This is a genomic window from Streptomyces mesophilus, from assembly GCF_011044995.1.
Classification (GTDB): domain Bacteria; phylum Actinomycetota; class Actinomycetes; order Streptomycetales; family Streptomycetaceae; genus Streptomyces; species Streptomyces mesophilus.
Window position 1 is genome coordinate 1 of the sequence record NZ_JAAKZW010000017.1, and the last position, 17,359, is coordinate 17,359.

The 17,359-nt window shown below is 71.4% G+C and carries 15 protein-coding genes, 2 rRNA genes and 1 pseudogene; 12 read left to right on the plus strand and 6 right to left on the minus strand.

Annotated elements, in window-relative coordinates:
- From G6045_RS42475 to G6045_RS07895, 4 genes and pseudogenes are all read left to right on the plus strand, one after another.
- Window positions 1-105, plus strand: a 23S ribosomal RNA gene (locus G6045_RS42475); the annotation flags it as partial.
- Between the two features lie 132 nt (window positions 106-237).
- Window positions 238-354: ribosomal RNA gene (gene rrf / locus G6045_RS07885) — 5S ribosomal RNA — on the plus strand.
- Between the two features lie 119 nt (window positions 355-473).
- Window positions 474-1,313 (plus strand): annotated as a pseudogene (locus G6045_RS41970) (hypothetical protein); the annotation flags it as partial.
- A gap of 540 nt (window positions 1,314-1,853) precedes the next feature.
- Complete coding sequence (locus tag G6045_RS07895; protein WP_206343387.1) at window positions 1,854-2,831, plus strand: tetratricopeptide repeat protein; 978 nt, start codon at window positions 1,854-1,856, stop codon at window positions 2,829-2,831.
- A gap of 82 nt (window positions 2,832-2,913) precedes the next feature.
- Here the strand turns inward: G6045_RS07895 and G6045_RS07900 are convergent, their stop codons facing one another.
- Window positions 2,914-4,200 carry a DUF1015 family protein gene (locus G6045_RS07900; RefSeq protein WP_165331117.1) on the minus strand — a complete coding sequence of 429 codons (1,287 nt, stop codon included), beginning with the start codon at window positions 4,198-4,200 and terminating at the stop codon, window positions 2,914-2,916.
- 74 nt (window positions 4,201-4,274) lie between these two features.
- Between G6045_RS07900 and G6045_RS07905 the strand changes: the two genes are divergently transcribed.
- Window positions 4,275-5,300, plus strand: coding sequence for an HAD hydrolase-like protein (locus G6045_RS07905; protein WP_165331161.1), 1,026 nt, complete (start codon window positions 4,275-4,277; stop codon window positions 5,298-5,300).
- Window positions 5,301-5,344: 44 nt separating this feature from the next.
- Here the strand turns inward: G6045_RS07905 and G6045_RS07910 are convergent, their stop codons facing one another.
- From G6045_RS07910 to G6045_RS07920, 3 genes are read right to left on the minus strand one after another with little or no spacing between them, the layout of a single operon-like run.
- Window positions 5,345-6,142 (minus strand): siderophore-interacting protein, encoded by a 798-nt coding sequence (locus G6045_RS07910; RefSeq protein WP_165331118.1) that lies wholly within the window; start codon window positions 6,140-6,142, stop codon window positions 5,345-5,347.
- 33 nt (window positions 6,143-6,175) lie between these two features.
- Entirely contained in the window at window positions 6,176-7,222 is a 1,047-nt protein-coding gene (locus tag G6045_RS07915) for an ABC transporter substrate-binding protein (RefSeq protein WP_165331119.1), read from the minus strand.
- Entirely contained in the window at window positions 7,222-8,271 is a 1,050-nt protein-coding gene (locus G6045_RS07920) for an ABC transporter substrate-binding protein (protein WP_165331120.1), read from the minus strand. The genes G6045_RS07915 and G6045_RS07920 overlap by 1 nt, the downstream gene beginning before the upstream one ends.
- A gap of 55 nt (window positions 8,272-8,326) precedes the next feature.
- On the opposite strand from G6045_RS07920, the gene G6045_RS07925 reads away from it, so the two are divergent.
- Genes G6045_RS07925 through G6045_RS07935 form a run of 3 tightly spaced genes read left to right on the plus strand, consistent with a single transcriptional unit; the run spans window position 8,327 to window position 11,351 of the window.
- On the plus strand, window positions 8,327-9,379 hold the full coding sequence (locus G6045_RS07925) for a FecCD family ABC transporter permease (RefSeq protein WP_235967689.1): 1,053 nt from the start codon (window positions 8,327-8,329) through the stop codon (window positions 9,377-9,379).
- A 35-nt stretch (window positions 9,380-9,414) separates the two neighbouring features.
- Window positions 9,415-10,458 carry a FecCD family ABC transporter permease gene (locus G6045_RS07930; protein ID WP_328707695.1) on the plus strand — a complete coding sequence of 348 codons (1,044 nt, stop codon included), beginning with the start codon at window positions 9,415-9,417 and terminating at the stop codon, window positions 10,456-10,458.
- Window positions 10,459-10,463: 5 nt separating this feature from the next.
- Complete coding sequence (locus G6045_RS07935) at window positions 10,464-11,351, plus strand: ABC transporter ATP-binding protein (protein ID WP_165331122.1); 888 nt, start codon at window positions 10,464-10,466, stop codon at window positions 11,349-11,351.
- A gap of 50 nt (window positions 11,352-11,401) precedes the next feature.
- On the opposite strand, the gene G6045_RS07940 is transcribed toward G6045_RS07935, so the two are convergent.
- A complete protein-coding gene (locus tag G6045_RS07940) occupies window positions 11,402-11,749 on the minus strand; it encodes an SCP2 sterol-binding domain-containing protein (RefSeq protein ID WP_165331123.1) in 348 nt (115 codons plus the stop codon).
- A gap of 76 nt (window positions 11,750-11,825) precedes the next feature.
- Here G6045_RS07940 and G6045_RS07945 point away from each other — a divergent pair, with 76 nt between their 5' ends.
- From G6045_RS07945 to G6045_RS07955, 3 genes are read left to right on the plus strand one after another with little or no spacing between them, the layout of a single operon-like run.
- Entirely contained in the window at window positions 11,826-12,197 is a 372-nt protein-coding gene (locus tag G6045_RS07945) for a hypothetical protein (protein WP_165331124.1), read from the plus strand.
- A gap of 7 nt (window positions 12,198-12,204) precedes the next feature.
- Window positions 12,205-13,020, plus strand: a complete 816-nt coding sequence (locus G6045_RS07950) for a TlyA family RNA methyltransferase (RefSeq protein ID WP_165331125.1) — start codon at window positions 12,205-12,207, stop codon at window positions 13,018-13,020.
- Window positions 13,017-13,937 carry an NAD kinase gene (locus G6045_RS07955; protein WP_165331126.1) on the plus strand — a complete coding sequence of 307 codons (921 nt, stop codon included), beginning with the start codon at window positions 13,017-13,019 and terminating at the stop codon, window positions 13,935-13,937. Before G6045_RS07950 ends, G6045_RS07955 begins: the two co-directional genes overlap by 4 nt.
- A gap of 58 nt (window positions 13,938-13,995) precedes the next feature.
- Here G6045_RS07955 and G6045_RS07960 read toward each other — a convergent pair whose 3' ends face one another.
- Window positions 13,996-15,345, minus strand: a complete 1,350-nt coding sequence (locus G6045_RS07960; RefSeq protein ID WP_165331127.1) for an FtsX-like permease family protein — start codon at window positions 15,343-15,345, stop codon at window positions 13,996-13,998.
- 276 nt (window positions 15,346-15,621) lie between these two features.
- Between G6045_RS07960 and recN the strand changes: the two genes are divergently transcribed.
- Complete coding sequence (gene recN / locus G6045_RS07965; protein ID WP_165331163.1) at window positions 15,622-17,340, plus strand: DNA repair protein RecN; 1,719 nt, start codon at window positions 15,622-15,624, stop codon at window positions 17,338-17,340.
- Window positions 17,341-17,359: the final 19 nt, after the last annotated feature.

The following is a 17,359-nucleotide window of genomic DNA, read 5'->3' on the forward strand; positions in this document are numbered from 1 at the left end:
TTGAGGGGTTAAGGCTCCCAGTAGACGACTGGGTTGATAGGCCGGATGTGGAAGCCCTGTAAAGGGTGGAGCTGACCGGTACTAATAGGCCGAGGGCTTGTCCTCAGTTGCTCGCGTCCACTGTGTTAGTTCTGAAGTAACGAACAGCTGTTGCCGGCTGAACAGTTCCTCAATTGAAGAGAGTGCTTGTTCGCTGCCCTGTTCAGGCTCCGGAATTTTGGAGCCACTTGAAAGGGTTTCGGTGGTCATAGCGTGAGGGAAACGCCCGGTTACATTCCGAACCCGGAAGCTAAGCCTCACAGCGCCGATGGTACTGCAGGGGGGACCCTGTGGGAGAGTAGGACGCCGCCGAACAATTATTGGAGGACCCCTGGTCCCAGCGTTCACGCTGGGGACCAGGGGTCCTTTTCTTTTTCTGCCGAAGCGCGGCCGGTTGGCGGTTGCGCAAGAATGACTTGCGGTACCTAGGACAGGAGTCACCGATGTCGAGCAACTCTCCCGAGGATCGTCCGGAGCGCGAGCCGCGCCGCCGGGACGATGACCGGGGCGGATACCGCGGCGGCCGTGATGACCGCGGCCCGCGCAGGGACGACCGCGGTGGTTCCGGCCGGCGTGACGAGCGCCCCAGCGGTCCCCGCAGGGACGATCGCGGGGGTGACCGAGGCGGTTTCCGTCGAGATGACCGTTCCGGCGGTCCGCGCCGTGATGACGACCGTGGTGGGTACCGCGGGCGTGACGACCGTTCCGGCGGTCCGCGCCGTGATGACCGTGGCGGGCGCCCGTCCGGCGGCGGCTTCGAGCGTCGTGATGACCGTGGTGGACGTCCGTCCGGTGGTGGTTTCGAGCGTCGTGACGATCGTGGTGGCCGTCCGTCGGGTGGCGGCGGTTTCCGTCGCGATGACCGTGGTGGCCGGCCTGCGGGTGGTGGCTACGGTCCGCGTCGTGATGACGACCGTTCCGGCGGTCCGCGTCGTGATGACCGCGGCGGCCGCCCGTCCGGCGGTGGCTTCGAGCGTCGTGACGACCGCGGTCCGCGTCGTGATGACCGTGGCGACGACCGCGGCGGGTTCCGCCGTGACGACCGTCCCTCCTTCCGGCGTGACAACGACCGTCGGGATGACCGACGTGACGACCGCGGCGGCCGTCCCTCCGGTGGTGGCTACGCGCCCCGCCGTGACGACGACCGCGGTGGCTACCGCGGACGTGACGACCGCTCCGGCGGCCCGCGTCGTGATGACCGTCCTTCTTTCCGTCGTGACGACGACCGTGGTGGTCGTCCGTCCGGTGGTGGCTTCGAGCGTCGTGACGATCGCGGCGGCCGCCCGTCGGGTGGCGGCGGTTTCCGTCGTGACGATCGTGGTGGCCGGCCTGCGGGTGGTGGCTACGGGCCGCGTCGTGATGACGACCGTGGTGGGTACCGCGGGCGTGACGACCGTTCCGGCGGTCCGCGCCGTGACGACCGCGGCGGGCGCCCGTCCGGCGACGGCTTCGAGCGTCGTGACGACCGTGGTGGCCGTCCGTCCGGCGGTGGCTTCGAGCGTCGTGACGACCGCCGTGACGACCGAGGTCCCCGTCGTGATGACCGTGGCGACGACCGCGGTGGGTTCCGCCGTGACGACCGTCGCGATGACCGACGCGACGACCGCGGTGGCCGTCCCTCCGGTGGTGGCTACGCGCCCCGCCGTGACGACGACCGCGGCGGGTTCCGCGGCCGTGACGACCGTGGCGGACGTCCGTCCGGCGGCTCCGGGCCGCGTCGCGACGACGACCGTGGTGGATACCGCGGGCGTGACGACCGCGGTGGGTACCGGGGACGTGACGACCGGGACCGCGACCGCGAGCCGATCCGGCGGCTGCCGATCCCGGAGGACGTCACCGGCTACGAGGTCGACCCGGACGTACGGCAGGAGCTGCAGAGCCTCCCCAAGGGCCTTGCGGACGATGTCGCCAAGAACCTGGTGATGGTCGCCAAGCTCATCGACGAGGATCCCGAGCAGGCCTACGCGTACTCGCGTGTGGCCCTGCGCCTCGCGTCCCGTGTCGCTGCCGTCCGCGAGGCCGCCGGCTTCGCCGCGTACGCGAACGAGAAGTACTCCGAGGCGCTCGCCGAGTTCCGTGCCGCGCGCCGGATGACCGGCTCGGCCGAGCTGTGGCCCGTCATGGCGGACTGCGAGCGCGGTCTCGGGCGGCCCGAGAAGGCGCTGGACATGGCCGGTGAGCCCGAGGTGAAGCGGCTCGACAAGGCCGGACAGGTCGAGATGCGGCTGGTCGCCGCCGGTGCACGGCGCGACATGGGCCAGCTCGACGCGGCCATCGTGACGCTGCAGAGCCCCGAGCTCGCCTCGAACTCCGTACAGCCGTGGACCGCGCGACTGCGCTACGCCTACGCCGATGCGCTGCTCGAGGCCGGGCGTGAGGACGAGGCGCGGGAGTGGTTCGCCAAGACCGTCGAGTCCGACAAGGAGCACACCACCAATGCCTCCGACCGGCTCGCGGAGCTGGACGGTGTGGAGTTCGTCGACGCCTTCGATGAGGACGATGACGAGGACGAGGGCGAGGGCGACGAGGACGAGCAGCTCGTCGCAGAGTCCCGCACCGACGAGTCCGACGAGTCCGACGACTCCGAGGACGACGAGGACGTAGCGGAGGCCGAGAAGGCCGACGGTACCGAGTACTACGACCCCGATGACGACGAGTACGAGGGCGACGACGACGCGGACGACGACGTAGCCGCCAAGCCGACGCTCGACCAGCCGCTCTTCGTGGCCCCCGAGCAGGACGAGGCGCAGGCCGCCGACGAGGGCGAGGAGCCCGAGGCGGACAAGGCCTGAGGCTTCAGGGACAAGTGAAAAGGGGCGGTGACCGGAAACGGTCACCGCCCCTTCGTCGTATCCGGGCCCGGCAGGCGAGGGCTCAGTGGGCGAGGCTGCGCAGCACCAGACCCGTGGCCGGCTTCGGGCCGAACGACGTCGACTTGCGCGGCATCGTCACGCCCTCGCGCGCCAGCTCCCGTACGACGTCCTCGTGGACGGGGTGCATGAGGACCGCCGTACCGCCGTCGCGTTCCGCCTTGGCGACCGTGGCCACCGTGTCGTGGATGTACGCGATGTGCGCGGGGTCGTCCGGGATGTTCCAGACGTGGTCGAGGAGTGTGGCGTGCAGGACCGTCGCGTCGAGCCGGCGCCAGGCGTCGGGGCGGTCGGCCCGCACCGTGCGGGCCAGGAGCTCGGGGGAGGGGCGGTCGATCAGGTGGTACGTGCCGTCGCCGGTCAGGAGGAAGGCGTTGGACTCGGCCGACGCGGAGGCCAGGGACTCCATGGCGCGCGAGAGGGGGCCGTCGACCTGGCGTACACGGAAGGAGCCCCGTACGGAGGAGAGGGCGTCGGCGAGCGGCAGTCGGTGCAGCAGGCGGTGGATGGCCCGTACGCGCAGGGGGTAGCGGGCCGTGTCCACCAGGAGCACCAGACCGTGGTCCCAGGGCGTGCCCCGCGGGTGTTCGGCGCGCAGGCGCAGATACGTGGCCCAGCGGTGGTGGCCGTCGGCGATCAGGGCCTGGCGGTGGCTCAAGTCGCTCTGGACCTCGGCCAGTTCGGCGGGGTCCGTGACCGACCACAGGCGGTGGCTGAAGCCGTCCTCCGTGGTCGTGGAGAGCAGCGGGGGGCGCTGGGCCGCCCGCTCGATCGCCGCGGTCGCGCCGACCCGGGTGCCTTCGCTGCGGTAAGTGAGCAGCAGCGGCTCGAAGTTGGCGGCCGCGGCGCGCATCAGGGCCGCGCGGTCGGCGACGACATCCGGCATCACGTCCTCGTGCGGCAGCACGACGCCCTGGGCCGCCTCCGAGAGCTCCAGCGCGCCGATGAGACCGCGCTGGAGCACGTCGCCGTTGCGCTGCTCGTAGACGTAGAGCGCCGGTTCCGGGTCCGGGGCGAGGATGCCCTCGGCGAGCCAGCGGTGCAGGGTGTCGGCGGCCTGCTGGTGGCGGGCCGCGGGCGTTTCGGCCTGCGGGAGGATCAGCCGGACGATGTTGTGGGGGTCCGCCGATTCCAGGTGGGTCAGGCCGTCGGGCCGTACGACCACGTCGTACGGCGGCGACGTGACCGCGGCCAGGCTGCCGACCCGCTCCGGGGCGTAACGCAGGCCCCGAAACGGTGAGAGGTGCAGCCCCTCCGGCCTACCGCTGTCCCTCTGACCTGTGGTGTTCATTGAGGCATCGTAGTTGTGTCCGAGCAGTGCGAGAGGATCGGGGCATAAGCACCGATCGAGGAGCGATGACCACCATGCATGAGACCGTCAGGACCAGCCCGGCCGGCAGCGAACGGGCGCTGAGCGCGGCGTACGACACGGCGCTGCTCGACCTCGACGGGGTGGTGTACGCGGGCGGTGCGGCGATCACGCACGCCGTCGACTCGCTGCTGACCGCGCGCGAGGGCGGTATGCGGCTCGCGTATGTCACCAACAACGCGCTGCGTCCGCCGCAGGTCGTGGCCGAGCACATCACGGAGCTCGGGGTGCCGACCGAGGCCTCCGAGGTGATCAACTCCGCGCAGGCCGTGGCCCGGCTCATCTCGGAGCAGCAGCCGGCCGGTGCGAAGGTCCTGGTCATCGGCGGGGGAGGGCTGCGGATCGCGCTGCGCGAGCGGGGGCTCGTACCGGTGGAGTCGGCGGACGACGATCCTGCGGCCGTGGTGCAGGGGTACGGCGGGCCCGAGTTGCAGTGGGGAAGGTTCGCGGAGGCCTGTTACGCGATCGCGCGGGGCGTGCCCTGGTACGCGTCCAACACCGACCTGACCATCCCGAGCGGACGCGGCATCGCGCCCGGCAACGGTGCGGCGGTGGAGGTCGTACGGATCGCCACGGGCGCCGAACCGCAGGTCGCGGGCAAGCCGTTGCCGCCGATGCACCGCGAGACGATTCTGCGCACGGGTGCCGAGCACCCGCTGGTGGTGGGCGACCGGCTCGACACGGACATCGAGGGTGCCTACAACGGGCAGGTCGACTCGCTGCTCGTCCTGACCGGAGTGACCGACGGCGCGCAGCTGCTCGCGGCGCGGCCCGAGCACCGGCCCACATACGTCGACGCCGATCTGCGCGGCATGCTCACCGGGCAGCCCGAGGTCGTGGCCGAGGGCGACGGGTTCCGCTGCGGCGGCTGGACCGCGCGGGCGGGGGAGCGCCTCGAACTCGACGGTGAGGGCGAGCCGTTGGACGGCCTGCGGGCGCTGTGCGCGGCGGCTTGGACGCACGCGGGCGCAGGGGTGTGCGAGCTGGACTCGGGGAAGGTGCTGGCGCGGCTGGGGCTGTGACGACGTGAGGGGTGCGCCCGGCCCGGGCGCACCCCTCACGTGGTTCAGGCGTCCTCGCCCGAGGTCAGGAGGTCGTCCTCGGTGGCTCCCTGGCGCCAGTAGCCCGTGAACTTCACCCGCCGCTTGTCGAAGCCCCGCTCACCGACGAGATGGCGGCGCAGCGCCTTTACGGTGGCCGATTCGCCCGCGATCCAGGCGTACGGGGTGCCGGACGGCAGATCCGCCGCGCGGACCGCGTCCACCACCCCCGAGGTGACCCACTCGATCTTCGCGTCCGCGGCGGTGGCCAGCTCCTGGCGGTCGGCGAGATCGCGGACCTCCAGCCACACCCGTACGGGAAGACCGGACGGCAGCGATTCGAGGATGCCGGCGATGGCGGGCAGGGCCGACGCGTCGCCCGTGAGGAGCAGCCATTCGGAGTCCTCGGGCGGGCGGAAGTCGTACGCGCCGTTCTCCTCGTCGACCGGGGCGAGGACCGAGACGCGGTCGCCCGGCTCCGCGTGGTGGGCCCAGCGCGATGCCGGGGCCTCGGTGCCGTGCAGGGCGAAGTCGACGAGGAGTTCGTCGGAGGTCAGGGCGCGGGTCGTGTACGTGCGCATGACCCCGCGGACCGCGGGGTCGAGTTCCCGCCAGGCGGCGTACCAGTTGTCGCCCTGCTCCGTCGGCACGATCGGAGCGTCCTGGCCCGGGTGCGGCAGGAACAGCTTGATGCGCTGGTCCCGCCCGGCCGACGCCATCCGCGCGACGTCCGGGCCGCCGAAAGCGACACGGATCATCGACGGGGTCAGACGTTCCTTGCGTACGACATGGGTGTCGAAGAACTGGTACGGGGCGTCGGACACGGGCGGACTCCTCCTGGCAATTGCGCCGGCCGGTCAGGCCTTGAGCTTCTTCGCGTTCTCGATGGACTCGGCGAGCGCTTCGAGGACCGGCGCGTAACCGGCGTAGCTGTAGCGCTCCTCCATCGACCACGGAATGACCTGGTCGGCCTCGACCGCGGGCATGCGGGTCCACGTCGGCTTCTTGGCCAGCTCGGCGGCGGGCAGCGTCTGGCTGCGGTTGTCGAGCAGGAGCAGGTCCGCGTGGTACTTGTCGGTGTTCTCCCAGCTGAAGGTCTCCCAGAAGCCCCACTCGTCGACCTTCTTGCCCTCGATCAGCTCGACGCCGAGGTCCTTGAAGTAGTTGAGGTCGCAGTAGGAGTCGGGGACGGCCACGTAGAACTGGTCCTTGTCGGCCGTGACCGCCATGACCTTGAGGCCCTTGTTCTTCTTCGCCGCTTCGCGCAGCCGCGCCTCAGCCTTGTCGAAGCGGGCCTTGGCGTCCTTGACGGCCTGGGCCTCCAGGTCGGCGCCGAGCGACTTCGCGAGCTCCGTGTAGCGCTTGAGCGGGTCGAGCAGCGTACGGCGGGCGCCGTCGATGCCGACGGTCGGGGCGAGCGCCTCGATCTTCTTGGTGGACTCCTCGGGGACGAACCAGAGGAGCGGCGCCGGGAACATGTTGCTGATCAGGAGATCGGGCTCGAGCGCCGCGTACTTCTCGACGTTGAACTGGCCCCAGTCCTCACCGAGGCTCGTCACCTTGGCCACGTCCATGGCGCCGGCCTGCGGGTTGGGCTTGCCGTCGATCGGCTTGCTGGGGCCGAAGATGCCGACGCATTCGATGCCGTAGTCGTGCAGGGCCGCGGCCGTGGAGACAAAGGCGACGATCTTGTTCGGGGTGTGGCCGACCTTGGCGGTCTTGCCGCGGTCGTCCTTGAACGACCAGGGCTTGTCCTTGCCCTTGTCGGTGCTCGCCGCGGGCTTCTTGTCATCGCCGCACGCGGTCAGGAAGGCACCGAGACCGAAGGCCGCGCCGGCGGAGAGCAGGCCGCGGCGGGAGAGGCCGCCCTTGTTCAGGTGCGAGGGGCGGTTCTTGGCAGACATCAGGCGACCTTCTTGGCGTCTTGAAGAGCGGTGGCAAGGGATTCGAGGAGCGGCGCGATACCGGCGTGGCTGAACTGCGGCTCGTTGTACCAAGCCACGGTCTGGCCGGCCTTGACCGCGGGGAGCTTCGCCCAGGTGGGCATGGACTTCTTCAGGTCCTCGGGCTGAAGATTTCCGGTGCGCTTGTCGACGAGGATCACGTCGGCGTCGTACTTGTCGGCGTTCTCCCAGCTCAGCTCGGCGAAGAAGCCGGCCTCGCCGACCCCGTCCGGGGTCACGAAGTCGACGCCGAGCTCGCGGTAGTAGCGCAGATCGGTGAAGTCGTCGGGGGTACCGACGTAGAGCAGGTCCTTGGTCGCGGAGACCGCCATGACCTTCAGCTTCTTGGCCTTCGCGGTCTTGGCGGCCTGGCGTACGGACTCGGCCGCGGCCTCGAATCGGGCCTTGGCGTCGGTCACCTTCTTCGCCTTGAGATCCGCGCCGAGCGAGGCCGCGAGCTCGCCGAAGCGGTCGATCACGCCGGTCAGCGAGGCCTTGCCGGTGAGGATGCCGACGGAGGGGGCGAGGGCCGCGATCTTCTTGGCCGACTCCTCGGGGACGTACCAGAGCGTCGGCGACTCGTTCATCGTGGTGACGAGGAGGTCGGGCTCGAGGGCCGCGTACTTCTCGAGGCTGAACTCGCCCCAGGCGTTGCCGATGATCTCGACCTTGTCGACATCGATCCGGCCCGCCTGGACATCGGGCTTGCCGTTCTCGAGCTTCGTGGGGCCGAACACCCCCACGCACTCGACGCCGAAGTCGTGCAGGGCGGAGGCGGCGCCTATGTAGGCGACCACGTTCTTGGGGGTGCCGTTGGTCTTCACGGTCTTGCCGCGGTCGTCCTTGAAGGACCAACTGCCCTTCTTCTCGGGAGACTTGGCGTCCTCCGAGTCGCCGCACGCGGCAAGGAGCGCGCCCAGGCCGAGGGCGCCGCCGGAGGCGAGCAGTCCGCGCCGGGATATCCGGGAGCGCTGACCGGCCGGCGAAAGGGAAGGACGGGACGGCAACATTCTTCGTGCTCTCTCGTCGAAGGGAAGTGCGAGGGTAGGCTAACCTAACCGGGTGTTGGTCGACAGTCCCCCTCAGCCCCAGACACAGCCGCCACCAGCCGATACGGTGCCGGCCCGGCGCCAGGCGATGCGCGCGGCCGGTCTGCTGGTCTCCGTCGGTGTGCTGCTGCTCGTCGTCGTGGCGAGCATCGCGATAGGCGCCAAGCAGATACCCGTCGGCGACGTCTGGCACGGCCTGTTCGGTAACACGGGCACCGACAACGACGTCGTCATCCGCGACCTCCGCCTGCCGCGCACCCTGCTCGGACTGCTCGCGGGCGCGGCCCTCGGCCTCGCCGGCGCCGTGATGCAGGCGCTCACCCGCAACCCGCTCGCCGACCCCGGACTGCTCGGCATCAACGCCGGAGCCTCCGCCGCGGTCGTCTCGGCGGTCAGCTTCTTCGGGGTCACCTCGCTGACCGGCTACGTCTGGTTCGCGTTCGCCGGCGCCGCCGCCGTCATGGTCCTGGTGTACGCGCTCGGCGGGGTCCGCGCCGCCACCCCGGTACGGCTCGCGCTCGCCGGTACGGCCGCGACCGCCGCGCTCTACGGCTACATCAACGCCGTACAGATCATGGACACCGCGGCCCTCGACAAGATGCGCTTCTGGACGGTCGGTTCGCTGGCCTCCGCCTCGATGTCCACGGTCGGGCAGGTGCTGCCGTTCATCGGCGTCGGCATCGTCCTCGCGCTCGTCGTGGCCCGCCCGCTCAACGCGATGGGCATGGGCGACGACACCGCCCGCGCGCTGGGCGCCCACGTCAACCGCACCCGCGCGGTCGCGATGCTCGCCGTGACGCTCCTGTGCGGTGCGGCCACCGCGGCCTGCGGGCCGATCGTCTTCGTCGGCCTGATGGTGCCGCACATCGTGCGCAGCTTCACCGGCCCCGACCAGCGCTGGATCCTGCCGTACGCCACGGTCCTGTCGCCGGTGCTGCTCCTGGGCGCCGACGTCATCGGCCGCGTGGTCACGCGCCCGGCCGAACTGCAGGTCGGCATCGTGACGGCGCTCATCGGCGGTCCGCTGTTCATCTTTCTCGTACGACGCCGGAGGATGGCGCAGCTGTGAAGGCCCCTTCGAAGACCTCTGTGTCGGGCACCTCTGTGCCGAAAACCTCTGTGCGGGCGGTACGGACCGCGGGCGGCCTCTCCGTCCGGTTCGAGCTGCGTCCGCTGCTCACGGTCGGGGCGCTGCTCGTCGTCGCGTTCGCGGCCAGTGTGCTGCTCATCGGCACCGGCGACTTCCAGATCCCCGTTCCGGACGTGCTCAACACCCTGATGGGCAACGGCAGCGTCGCGCACGAGTTCATCATCAACGACCTGCGGCTGCCGCGCGTCGTCGTCGGCCTCCTGGTCGGCGCCGCGCTGGGCCTGTCCGGTGCGCTGTTCCAGTCGGTGACGCGCAACCCGCTCGGCAGCCCCGACATCATCGGCTTCGGCCAGGGCTCCACGGTCGGCGCACTCATCGTGATCGTGCTCTTCCAGGGCAGCGCCGAAGCCGTCGCGCTCGGCTCGCTGGCCGGCGGTCTGGTCACCGGCGCGCTGATCTATCTGCTCGCCTGGAAGCGCGGCATCCACGGCTACCGGCTCGTCCTCGTCGGTATCGGCGCCGCGGCCGTGCTCACCGCCATGAACGGCTATCTGCTCACCAAGGCCCAGATCGTGGACGCGGCCCGCGCCGTCGTCTGGATCACCGGCTCGCTGAACGGGCGCGGCTGGGAGCAGGTCGGGCCGCTGTTCTGGTTCTGCCTGATCCTCATGCCGCTCGTGCTCCTGTACGCACGTCCGCTGCGCATGCTCGAAATGGGCGACGACGTGGCGTACGCCCTGGGTGTACGGGTGGAACGCACGCGGCTCGTCCTGATGACGGCGGCCGTGCTCCTGACCGCGGCGGCCACCGCGGCGGCGGGCCCCGTGGCCTTCGTCTCGCTCACCGCACCGCAGCTCGCACGGCGGCTGACCCGCTCGCCGGGACCCAATCTCCTCGCCTCGATGGTCATGGGCGCCACGCTCCTGATCGCCGCGGATCTGGGGGCGCAGCGGGTGTTCGGCGCCGACCAGTTGCCGGTCGGTGTGGTGACCGGGGTGCTCGGCGGCGGATATCTGCTCTGGCTTCTCGCCTCGGAGCGGAAGGCGGGGCGGATTTGAGCCACGTGAAGCACCAGACGACCGCTGCGAAGAACTCATCGAACCAGGAGCGTGCTCCCTTGAACCGCCTGTCCGCGGACAACGTCACCCTCGGCTACGACCAGCGCGTCATCGCCGAACAGCTGTCGGTCGAGATACCCGACCACTCCTTCACGGTGATCGTCGGCCCCAACGCCTGCGGAAAGTCCACGCTCCTTCGCGCCCTGTCGCGGATGCTGAAGCCGTCCGAGGGCCGGGTGCTGCTCGACGGGCAGACCATCCACTCGATGCCGGCCAAGAAGGTCGCCCGTACGCTCGGCCTGCTCCCGCAGTCCTCGATCGCACCCGACGGCATCACGGTCGCCGACCTGGTGGGCCGCGGCCGCTACCCGCACCAGGGGCTGCTTCGGCAGTGGTCGTCCGAGGACGAGGGGGTCGTCCAGGAGTCGATGGCCTCGACCGGTGTCGCCGAACTGGCCGATCGCTATGTCGACGAACTCTCCGGCGGTCAGCGCCAGCGCGTCTGGATCGCCATGGCCCTTGCCCAGCAGACGCCGCTGCTGCTGCTCGACGAGCCCACCACGTTCCTCGACATCCAGCACCAGATCGATGTCCTCGATCTCTGCGCCGATCTGCACGAGGAGCAGGGCCGCACGCTGGTGGCCGTGCTGCACGACCTCAACCACGCCGCCCGGTATGCCACGCATCTCATCGCGATGCGTGACGGCCGGGTGGTCGCCGAGGGTGCGCCGGCCGAGATCGTGACGGCCGACCTCGTGGAGGAGGTCTTCGGGCTGCCCTGCCAGATCATCGACGACCCCGAGACGGGAACGCCCCTGGTGGTGCCGGCGGCGCGCAAGGGGCGGGTGCGCAAGACGGACACGGTCCCTGAGGTGGCGGATTCCGTACGGTGACGGGCGCCCGGGCGGATTCCGTACGGTGACGGCGCCCGGGACTCGTATCGCTAAAGCATCTTGCGCAGCTGGAGCAGGTCCCTGAAGCCCGCCTCCAGCTTGACCCGGCCCGAGGCCCAGGCCTTGGCGAAGTTGAGCTCGCCGTTCACCATCGCGACCAGGTCGTCTCCGGTCATCGCCAGGCGGATCTGCGCCTTCTCGCGCGGAGGTCCCGGCTGGGTGTCGTGCACCTCGATCCGGCCGTCCTGGAGGCGGCCGGTGAAGGTGGTGTCCAGGTCCTTGATGTGGCAGCTGACCGAACGGTCGAGCGCGGCCGCACTGCGGACCTCGCCGTCGGCGGAGGCCAGATTGTCGCTGAGTTTGACGAGCGCACCACGGCACTCTTCGATCGTCGCCATCGTGATCGACGGTACCGCAGACCGGCTCCGCGCCCTTCGCGGTCCAGGTCGGGGCCCTTCGCGGTAGCGTCATGGCATGAGCTACCCGATGCCGGGGCCCGAGCGTGAGGTCCCCTCGGACGACGAACAGGTCCCCTCCGGGGAGTCCGCGCCCCAGGCGCAGGCCCCCGCCCCCGACGAACCCGGCCCGCTCGGCGTGCCGCGCACCGCCACCGGTCACGGTGAGGTGGACGCCCAGCTGGAGCGCCTGGCCGATGTGGACCACCTCGCCACCGACGGACATATCGAGGTGTACGAGGATGTGCACGCGGGGCTGCGCGACACGCTGACCGCGCTCGACGCCCGGCAGGGCCCGCCCGCACCGGGCGCCCACCAGGGGCGGCCCGCACCGGGCCCCGGCCCCCTGCCCGGCGGCGCCCCGGCACGACCGTACGACCACAGGAGCTGAACCGAACGTGGCAGGAGTGGCACGCCGCCGCCTCGACGCCGAACTCGTCCGCCGCAAACTGGCCCGCTCGCGCGAGCACGCCAGCCAGCTGATCGCCGCGGGCCGCGTCACCGTCGGCCGCAATGTCGCGACCAAGCCCGCCACCCAGGTGGAGACGGCGGCCGCGATCGTGGTCGCCGCCGACGACGGCGATCCCGAGTACGTCTCGCGCGGCGGGCACAAACTCGCGGGCGCCTTCGAGGCGTTCGTACCGCAGGGGCTCGTGGTCAAGGGCCGGCGTGCCCTGGACGCCGGCGCGTCCACGGGCGGCTTCACGGATGTGCTGCTTCGCGCGGGCGCGGCCCATGTGGTCGCGGTCGACGTCGGCTACGGGCAGCTCGCCTGGTCGCTGCAGAGCGACGAGCGCGTCTCCGTCAAGGACCGTACGAACGTACGGGAGTTGACGGTCGAGGCGATCGACGGCGAGCCCGTCGACCTGGTCGTCGGCGACCTCTCCTTCATCCCGCTCGGCCTGGTGCTGCCCGCCCTCGTGCGCTGTGCGGCACCCGGCGCCGACCTGGTCCTGATGGTCAAGCCGCAGTTCGAGGTCGGCAAGGAGCGCCTCGGCAGCGGCGGAGTCGTCCGCAGCCCCGAGCTGCGCGCCGAGGCGGTACGCGCCGTGGCCGGGCAGGCCTGGCAACTCGGGTACGGCGTACAGGGCGTGACGGCGAGCCCGCTGCCCGGGCCGTCCGGAAACGTCGAGTACTTTCTGTGGCTCAAGGCCGGTGCACCCGAACCGGACCCGGCCGATGTGGAGCGAGCGGTGGCGGAGGGACCGAGTTGACGAGTCAATCGGACAAGGCGGCGGCGGAGCGTACGGTCTTCCTCCTTGCACACACCGGACGCCCGGCCGCCATCCGCAGCGCCGAACTCGTCGTCCAGGGACTGCTGCGCAGCGGTCTCGGGGTACGGGTGCTCGCGGCCGAGGCCGCCGATCTGCCGCTGCCGCCCTCGGTCGAGCTGATCCCGGAGGCCACGCCCGAGGCGCTCGACGGCTGTGAGCTGCTCATCGTGCTCGGCGGCGACGGAACGCTGCTGCGCGGCGCCGAGTTCGCGCGCGCCTCCGGGGTGCCGATGCTCGGGGTGAACCTCGGTCGCGTCGGCTTTCTCGCCGAGGCCGAGCGGGACGACCTGGACAAGGTCGTCGACCGGGTGGTCACCCGTGCGTACGAGGTCGAGGAGCGGATGACGCTCGACGTCCGGGTTCGCAACAACGGCACGGTGGTGCACGCGGACTGGGCGCTGAACGAGGCCGCCGTGCAGAAGGTGTCCCCGGAGCGGATGCTCGAGGTCGTCCTGGAGATCGACGGGCGGCCGGTCAGCGGCTTCGGCTGCGACGGCATCGTCTGCGCGACACCGACCGGTTCGACGGCGTACGCGTTCTCGGCGGGCGGTCCGGTCGTCTGGCCCGAGGTCGAGGCGCTCCTGATGGTTCCGATCAGCGCGCACGCCCTGTTCGCCAAGCCGCTGGTGACATCGCCGAATTCGGTGCTCGCGGTCGAGGTGCAGCCGCACACGCCGCATGGCGTGCTCTGGTGCGACGGCCGCCGGACGATCGAACTGCCCGCCGGCGCGCGGGTGGAGGTGCGGCGGGGTGAGGTGCCGGTGCGTCTTGCCCGGCTCCACCACGCCTCGTTCACGGACCGGCTCGTCGCCAAGTTCGCGCTTCCGGTGTCGGGGTGGCGGGGAGCACCGCACTAGGGGGCCTGGTTGCTACGGCCGGCCGTTCACCACGGCCGGCCGCGCGGACCGGCTCGTCTCAGGCCGACTTCACCACGGTGATCGCGCGCCTCCGCAGCGCCGCCCGCACCGGGACCGTGGTGGCCCCGACCGTCAGGAGCAGCGTGCCGCCCGCCACCCCGGCGAGAAACGTCCAGGGGAGATACGGCAGGGGCGAGCCGAAGGCCGTGGACAGCACCGGCGCGAGCGTCACCAGCGCGGTCAGCCCGCCGAGCACCAGCGCGGTCAGCGTCACCACCACGCCCTCCCACAGCGCCATCACCCCGATCTGCCCGCGCTGGGTGCCCACGACCCTGAGGAGCGCGAGGTCACGGCGGCGCTCGAACGAGATCATGGCGAGGGTGTTGGCCGCGGCGATGGCGGCGAAACCCGCGTACAGCGAGGTGCCGATGTAGTCCAGCCACACCGCACTGCTGCGGCCCGCAGAACCGGTGTGGTGCCGGGCCGTCGTATGCATCGCGATCTTGGTCAGACCGAAGCCGACGACGAGCACGAGCGGCACCACCGCGGCGGCGAACCGCCGGGGCTGCGAGCGGACGTTGAGCATCGCCAGGCGGGCCGAAGGACCGCACCGGCCGATGAGCGCGGAGACCAGCCAGGCCGCGGGCCCGATGATGCGTGGCCCGAGCAGCCCCATCCCCACACAGAACAGCAGCAGGACGAGGAACGCCCCCTGTCCCGCCTCCTCGGCCGGTTGGCCGGCCAGGAGGACCGAGAGCACACCGCCGCCGGCCAGCGCCAGCAGACCGAGCGGTGCGCGCAGCACTCCGAGACCGCGGCGGCCCGCCTCGGCCTCGGCGAGGGCGCGCGCGGGACGCAGCAGCGAGAAGCGGAGCGAACACAGGACCCCGGCCAGAGCGGAGGTCACCACCGCGACGGCCAGGCAGACGGGCAGGGCGATCCAACTGGGCGCGAACGGCACCCCGTCCGGCACCAGGCCGTGCGTCACCATCGTGTCGAACCACAGGCGCCCGAGCAGCCCGCCGAGCCCGAAGCCCGCGAGAGCGGCCGGCAGCGCGGCGGCCAGCGCCTGAGCCGCCACCGCACGGCGTACCTGCTTCGGCTTGGCGCCCACCGCACGGACGAGCGCCAGCTCGCGGTGCTGCTGAGCGACGGCGGTACCCATGGTCGAGGCGACCACGAAGACCGACATATAGATCGAGCCGATCAGCATCACCACGGCCATGTCGCCCACACCGTTCGCCGTGAGGGCGTGCCGGGCGGACGGGGACAGGGTGTCGCTGCCCGTGGCGACGAGCATCGATGTCGCCGCGCTCACCACGCACGCGGCGAAGAGCGCCGCCACGGCCGTGCCGACGAAGGCGGGTCGATGGGCGCGGAGTGCGGCCGCTGTCAGTCCTGTTCGCATGATCACCAGGCTCGCGCGCGGGACGGGCGCGGGGAATGGGGCGATCCGCAGAGTCCGGCTGTGGTGGGCCACAGCGGAATGCGGGGGGTTTTCCTCAGGTGCGGCCCTTGCCCGCGAACCGCGCGCAATGGCCGCCGCCGCCCCCTTCGCCCGCCACTCCCGCGGGTGATACGTCCGTCCCGTCCGCCTCCGCCAACTGCTGCTTCGCCCCCGCAAGCCGGGGCCCGTCGCACATCGGGCCCCGGACCTCGTAAGGTCGTGTCCGTGTTGGAGGAGATGCGGATACGGTCGCTCGGAGTCATCGACGACGCGGTGGTCGAGCTGTCGCCCGGATTCACCGCGGTCACGGGTGAGACCGGAGCGGGCAAGACCATGGTCGTCACCAGCCTTGGGCTGCTGCTCGGCGGTCGCGCCGATGCCGCCCTCGTACGGATCGGTGCCAAGTCCGCCGTCGTGGAGGGCCGCATCAGGGTGCCCGCGGACGCCGCGGCCGCGGTGCGCGCCGAGGAGGCCGGGGCCGAACTGGACGACGGGGCGCTGCTGATCAGCCGTACCGTTTCCGCCGAGGGCCGCTCACGCGCCCATCTCGGCGGCCGCAGCGTGCCCGTGGGCCTGCTCGGGGAGCTGGCCGAGGACCTCGTCGCCGTGCACGGCCAGACCGACCAGCAAGGGCTGCTCAAGCCGGCCCGGCAGCGGCAGGCCCTCGACCGGTACGCCGGGGACGCGGTCGCTGTTCCGCTCGCCAAATACGTGGCGGCGTACAAGAGATTCCGTGCCGTGAGCCAGGAGCTCGACGAGATCACCACGCGGGCGCGCGAGCGGGCCCAGGAAGCCGATCTGCTGCGCTTCGGCCTCGAGGAGATCGCCGCCGTCGAGCCGCGGGCCGGCGAGGACGTGGAACTGGCCGCCGAGGCCGAGCGGCTCGGGCACGCCGAGGCGCTGGCGTCCGCCGCGACCACCGCGCACGGCGCCCTGGCCGGCAACCCCGAGGACCCCGAGGGCGTCGACGCCGGTCTCCTCGTCGGCGGCGCCCAGCGCGCGCTCGACGCCGTACGGTCCCATGACCCCGCACTCGCCGGACTTGCCGAACGCCTCGGCGAGATCGGGATCCTGCTGTCCGACGTGGCGGGGGAGCTGGCCGGTTACGCCGACGACCTCGACGCCGACCCGCTGCGGCTCGCCGCCGTCGAGGAGCGCCGGGCCGCGCTGACCCAGTTGACCCGCAAGTACGGCGAGAGCATCGACGCCGTCCTCGCCTGGGCGGAGAACAGCGCCGCGCGGCTCACCGAGCTCGACAGCGACGACGACCGGATCGGCGAGCTGACCGCCGAGCGCGAGGCCCTGCGCGGTGAACTGGCCGGACTCGCCCAGGCGTTGACCGACGCGCGCGGCGAGGCCGCCGAGCGTTTCGCCGCCGCCGTCACCGCCGAACTCGCCTCGCTCGCGATGCCGCACGCCCGCGTCACCATCGCCATCGGCCAGACCGACGACCCCGACGGGATCGAGGTCGGCGGCCGCCCGGTCGCGTACACCTCGTCCGGTGCCGACGAGGTCGAGCTGCTGCTCGCCCCGCACCCGGGCGCACCGCCGCGGCCCATCGCCAAGGGCGCGTCCGGCGGTGAGCTCTCCCGCGTGATGCTCGCGGTCGAGGTCGTCTTCGCCGGATCCGATCCCGTACCCACGTATCTCTTCGACGAGGTCGACGCCGGCGTCGGCGGCAAGGCGGCCGTCGAGGTCGGGCGCCGGCTCGCGCGCCTTGCCCGTTCCGCGCAGGTCGTGGTCGTCACGCACCTTCCCCAGGTCGCGGCGTTCGCCGACCGGCAGCTGCTCGTCGAGAAGACCAACGACGGCTCGGTGACACGTTCGGGTGTCAAGGTGCTCGAAGGCGAGGACCGGATCCGCGAGTTGTCGCGGATGCTCGCCGGTCAGGAGGACTCCGAGACCGCCCGTGCGCACGCGGAGGAGCTGCTCGCGGCGGCGCGCGTCGAGGGCTGACGCCTGCTGCGGCACTCGC